The following is a 5,478-nucleotide window of genomic DNA, read 5'->3' as shown; positions in this document are numbered from 1 at the left end:
GATTATGACGTTTTTGTTTAAACTTTAAGTGATTCGAAATTGCTATGCTCCTTTTAGTGTGGTCACTTAAAGTCTAGTAATTTGGGCTTTTTTGTTAACTTATTTTAAAATGTTACGAACTAGCACCACGCGTTTTGTTTATTTTCTTGTGCTAAACGGTGGTGGGTAAAGTTCCAAAATTTCATGTTATTTTTATCAAACTAGAAATTTTTGTCCCAGTTCCGTCGTCATCTTTATTTTGGGTGAATAGTAAATCTATTGTTTTATTTAAGCTGCCTTAAACTAGGATATAATAGTCATTTTAACTGAATTTAACGAATTCTTTAGGTACGATTGAGATAGAATTTGTTACAATTATTTATAATAATAACTCAAAATAAAAATTCGTTATAATGAAATGAAATCAGTGGCTTTTCTAGGACATCTAATAAAAAAGGTTTGAAAACCGATGGGATGCTGAAAGTAACTATGCTTTCTTAAATAGGCAGCCCATAGAGAAAAAAGTTATTATTAGATAGGTGTTCTCAAGTGAGATGGTCAGCTGTTAACAAGGAGAAATAAAAATGAAAATTTTAGTTGTAGATGATGATAAAGATATTGTTGAATTGTTAAGTATTTATATCCAAAACGAGGGCTATGAAGTTGAAAGGGCCTTTAATGGTAAAGAAGCTTTAACTAAATTAAATACTAATACGGATATTGGTTTGATGATCTTAGATATTATGATGCCGCAAGTTGACGGTTTAGAAGTCGTTAAAGAAGTTCGGCGTGATTCGCAGATTCCAATCTTAATGTTATCTGCTAAGACCGATGATATTGATAAGATCCACGGCTTGATCCAAGGTGCAGATGATTACGTCACTAAACCGTTCAATCCATTAGAAGTTATGGCTCGGGTCAAGTCTTTATTACGGCGTTCTCAACATCAGGTACAAAATGAAGAACCTGATCAGTTGGAAGTTGGTCCATTGATCATTAAAAAAGACTCCCATGAGGTAACAACTGTTGACGGAATAGAGGTCCAACTAACAGCCTTAGAATTTGGGATCTTGTATTTGCTGGCCAGTCATCCAAATCGTGTTTTTTCAGCGGATGAGATCTTCGAACGTGTCTGGAAACAAGAATCAGTCGTTTCTGCTAAAACAGTCATGGTCCATGTTAGTCATTTGCGTGACAAGATTGAAGAAGCTACTGGCGGTGAAAAAGTCGTTCAAACTGTTTGGGGTGTTGGTTATAAAGTTGAAACACGCTAAATCATGCAGGGAGAGTGAATGTATTTGAAATTTCAGTTAACTGGTAGGGAAAAAAGCGAGCTTTTTGGCGAAGCAATCGTGACTATTATTGTGATGCTTTTGTTGAACATGTCTATCTTTTTGATTATTGATCAGTTGATCGATACGAATCCTGGCATTGAAAATGGTATTTTTCAAATCAAAATGTCACTTTCTTTTGGACCTCAGCATATTCAGTTTTGGAGTTGGGGATGGGCTTTCAACTTACTTATGCTGATCGGGGATGCCTTTGTTTTATACTGGCGTTTGATCCGTAGATATCGGCAGATGCAATTACGTCACGTCATCGTGGAATTGCATTATATTGCCTCTGGGCATTTTGATCATCGGATCCCTTTTACTTTGTCTGGCCAGATGCAGCGAGTTGTTGAAAGTGTCAATGCTTTGGTCGACAGTACGATCACTTCTCTGGAAGAGGAACGCGCGATCGAACGTTCTAAGGACGAGTTGGTCACGAATGTCAGTCATGATATTCGAACACCGTTGACATCGATCATCGGCTATTTGGGCTTGATCGAAGACCAGCAATATCAAAGCAAAGAAGACTTGTTGAAGTACACGCATACTGCTTTTTTAAAATCCAAACAGATGAAGTCATTAGTAGATGATTTGTTTGAATATACAAAGGTTCGACAAACTGATGCTAAACTTGAAACTGTGCAGATCGATCTGAATGCGATGCTTGAACAATTAGGCGCAAGTTTTGAACTGGAAGCTTCTAAAAAAGGAATGAAGATCACGGTCAATGTTGGTGCTGCACCGCTAATGTTTGATGCGGATCCTGAAAAGCTGGCGCGAGTTTTTAATAATCTTGTTTCTAACGCTTTGAAGTACGGTCATGGTGGTAAAAACATCCATTTGTCGGCAAAAAAAGTTTCGAATCGTGAGGTCGAAGTAGTTGTAGCTAACGATGGCGAACCGATCCCGCAAAGTGATTTAAGACAGATTTTTGAACGTTTCTATCGTGTGGAAGGCTCGCGCTCTAAAGAGACTGGCGGAACTGGCTTAGGGTTGGCGATCGCATTAGGGATCGTGGAACTTCACCATGGTTACATCTATGCTTCTTCAGATGAGCAGATCACTAAGTTTATTATGCATTTTCCGATCAAGCATAGTGATACTTTGAAAGCGCCAGAAAATGTAGTGCAAGCATAAAGAAAGATAATTACTGCTTTTCTTTTTCGCCTGGATCCATGTGGTTGTTTTTCACAAAAGATGCAAATCAGCAGATCATTTTACTTGTCTGCTGGTTTGTTTATTGTGAAGCTATGTTTAATTATGAAAAATAGCGTTACAACGCGAACCAATAACATGTTTTTCACAGTGAGTTTTCATTGGTTATTGCAATCTATGAAAGTTTGTGTCAAAGTTAATAAGTATGTAAAAATAATAATGTTAGCGAGAGGGACCATTTGAAATTATGAAAACTTTTAGTCAATTAAAAAAAGCTGTCGCAGGTGTTGCGACAGGACTTGCACTTTTTGGTGCCGGAGTATATGTGACATCTTCAGCCACACAGGTTTCTGCAAATACAACGAATAATTTAAAAACAGGCGATGTTAATTTAAACGTGAAGTCTGCGATTGCGATCGATGCCAAAACGGGTCAGGTTTTGTATGCTAAGAATGCCAATGAAAAAAGAGAAACTGCTTCAATGAGTAAATTGATGACACTTTATTTGGTATTAGACGCAATTGATAATAAAAAGTTGAGTTGGGATCAAAAAATCTCTCCTTCAGCAGGCGCTGTTAAAGTCAGCCAGAATACAAATTATTCTAATGTTCCTTTGAAAGCTGATCATGAGTATACTGTTCGCGATCTCTATCGAGCAACAGTGATATACTCAGCTAATGGTGCCGCAATGGCTTTAGCTGATCAGATCGGCGGTACACAACAGAAATTTATTGATATGATGCGTGCCGAAGCTAAAAAGATGGGCATCAAAGACGCAGAGTTTTATACAGCAAATGGTTTAAATAACGGCGACGTTGAACAAGATAAGTATAAGGGTGCACCGGATTCAGCAACTAACAAAATGTCAGCCAATGATGTGGCGCTGCTATCACAAAAATTAATACAGGATCATCCGGAAGTCTTAAAGACGACAAGTATCAAAGAAGCCAAATTCGACAATGGCGACACTAAGACTGATATGCCAAACTGGAATTGGATGCTCAAGGGATTAACTAAATCTTATTCTGCTTTGCCGGTCGATGGACTCAAAACAGGAACTTCTGATACTGCGGGTGCCAACTTTGCAGCGACGGTTCATAAAGATGGACACCGCGTTATTACAGTTGTAATGGGTGCTCGTCATCAAAATGATCAAGACACAGCTCGCTTTGAAGAAACACAAAAATTGATGTCATATGTCTATAATAATTATACTTACACTAACGTGAAGTCTGGTTTGAACTTTAAAAAGGATTCACAATTACCTGTTTATCATGGTAAAGATCTGACTATTCCAACTAAAACCAGCAAGGGTACTCATATCTGGTTAGAAAAAGGGGTAGATGTTGATTCTGTTACCGGTAAAGTTTCAGGTAACAAAAAGCTATATAAAAAGAACGGTTTAGAAGCACCGATCAAAAAAGGTCAAAAAGTTGGTAGTTATAAATTAACGGTCAAAGGACAAGAAACACCATTTGTCAATGGTAGTAACGGCTTTAAAACACAGGCTGTTGCTAGCCAAGCAGACAAAAAGGCGAATATTTTCGTGATCGGATGGCGTGCTGTTAAGGGCTTATTCTAAATGAAAAGGACTATATCTTTGGTTTTAAAGATATGGTCTTTTTATTAATTTGAAATTATGAGTTTATGAGCAAATAGTAAAAATCTGACCGATATGGTAGTAAAATGGACTTTTTCATTGAAAAAAGTTGTAAATAGTGATTGTTCCTATGTTATAATTTACGATGAATCTTTATATTTGATATTTGGAATTTTTGGAGGCATACCTGTGAAAAAATCCGATACACGTCGTAAGGAAGTTTTCCAGATCGCGTTACCGTTGTGCATGAGTTACATACCGATCGGTTTGGCATGCGGTGTTTTGTTACATGCGGCTGGTTTCAACTTTTTAATGACAGCTTTGGTTTCCTTACTGGTCTTTTCTGGTGGGGCTCAATTTATGATCGCTTCCATGTTGACGATCCATGCTCCGATGCAAACTATCTTACTGATGTTGTTGTTTTTGGAGATGAGATATGCGTTGTTGGGGTCGAGTCTATCCCAATATGTTCGTGGAACGAGCAAAAAATTCTTGCTGATATTTGCAGCATCAATGAACGATGAAAACTATGCGGTGAATTATTTAAAGTTTGCGACTGATAAGACTTGGTCGCCGCAAAATGCTTTATTAGTCGAGCATCTCTCATTACTATTTTGGACAGTGTCTAATTTGATCGGCAGCTTGGCCGGAGGATTTATTTCCGTTAACTTGACGATCGTTGATTACGCACTGACAGCCTTGTTTATTTATATGATCGTAATGCAGGTCAAGAATCGGTTGACCATTGTGATCAGTATCGTTTCAGGTGTGCTGGCCGTTTTATCTATGATGTGGTTAAAGAGCACGATGGGACTGGTTGTGGCAACTTTACTTGCTTCCTTGATCGGTTTTGCATTAGAGGATCGGTTAGTGAAGAAAGGCAAAAATAGAGGCTTTTTATTGAAAAAAGTAAAGCCTAATGCTGGACGCAAGGAAATCAGTAAATCGGGAGAATAGATTATGAGCGTAACTACTAATTTGGATCATTTTATCTTGATCATGCTATCGATGTTGGTTGCTTTCGTACCGCGTTATTTTCCAATGAGGATCTTTTCCAGCAGGCAGATACCGAATTGGTTTAACGAGTGGATGAAGTATGTGCCTATTTCTTTATTTACGGCATTGGTAGTTAAAGATGTGTTTATGAACACTGAAACATATAGTTTTATTGGCTTTGACAGTGTTGCAAAAATCATTGCATCTGTGATCGTTATGGCTGTGGCTTATTATTCACGGTCAATGGGATTATCAGTTGTAGTTGGTTTGATCGCGGTGGCAGTTTTATCATTAGTTGTACCCATTTAATTTGAATAAGTGAAAGACTATCTGAAAGAGATGGTCTATTTTTTTATTCTTTTAAAAGTATTTTTAAGTTGGTATACTGATCCTGAATTATTCATACTTTTCCCTTAA

5 protein-coding genes are annotated in these 5,478 nt (G+C 37.6%); all 5 read left to right on the top strand.

Annotated elements, in window-relative coordinates:
- Positions 1-563 precede the first annotated feature (563 nt).
- Positions 564-1,253, top strand: a complete 690-nt coding sequence (gene croR / locus FC65_RS08610; RefSeq protein ID WP_056972353.1) for a response regulator transcription factor CroR — start codon at positions 564-566, stop codon at positions 1,251-1,253.
- Positions 1,254-1,277: 24 nt separating this feature from the next.
- Entirely contained in the window at positions 1,278-2,447 is a 1,170-nt protein-coding gene (locus FC65_RS08605) for a sensor histidine kinase (protein WP_056972354.1), read from the top strand.
- A gap of 265 nt (positions 2,448-2,712) precedes the next feature.
- Complete coding sequence (locus tag FC65_RS08600; RefSeq protein WP_056972352.1) at positions 2,713-4,047, top strand: serine hydrolase; 1,335 nt, start codon at positions 2,713-2,715, stop codon at positions 4,045-4,047.
- 264 nt (positions 4,048-4,311) lie between these two features.
- The gene (locus FC65_RS08595; RefSeq protein ID WP_237756897.1) at positions 4,312-5,022 is read left to right on the top strand and encodes an AzlC family ABC transporter permease; all 711 of its coding nucleotides are present in this window, start codon (positions 4,312-4,314) and stop codon (positions 5,020-5,022) included.
- 3 nt (positions 5,023-5,025) lie between these two features.
- The gene (locus FC65_RS08590; protein WP_056972350.1) at positions 5,026-5,370 is read left to right on the top strand and encodes an AzlD domain-containing protein; all 345 of its coding nucleotides are present in this window, start codon (positions 5,026-5,028) and stop codon (positions 5,368-5,370) included.
- The last annotated feature ends 108 nt before the right edge of the window (positions 5,371-5,478 follow it).

This window comes from Ligilactobacillus acidipiscis DSM 15836 (genome assembly GCF_001435755.1).
Taxonomy (GTDB): domain Bacteria; phylum Bacillota; class Bacilli; order Lactobacillales; family Lactobacillaceae; genus Ligilactobacillus; species Ligilactobacillus acidipiscis.
Note: the sequence above shows the minus strand (reverse complement) of the source record. Positions and strands in the feature narration are given on the sequence as shown.

Coding starts and splice junctions, on each gene's coding strand:
- FC65_RS08595 (WP_237756897.1), top strand. CDS start 4,312: ATGAGTTACATACCGATCGGTTTGGCATGCGGTGTTTTGTTACATGCG.
- FC65_RS08590 (WP_056972350.1), top strand. CDS start 5,026: ATGAGCGTAACTACTAATTTGGATCATTTTATCTTGATCATGCTATCG.
- FC65_RS08600 (WP_056972352.1), top strand. CDS start 2,713: ATGAAAACTTTTAGTCAATTAAAAAAAGCTGTCGCAGGTGTTGCGACA.
- croR (WP_056972353.1), top strand. CDS start 564: ATGAAAATTTTAGTTGTAGATGATGATAAAGATATTGTTGAATTGTTA.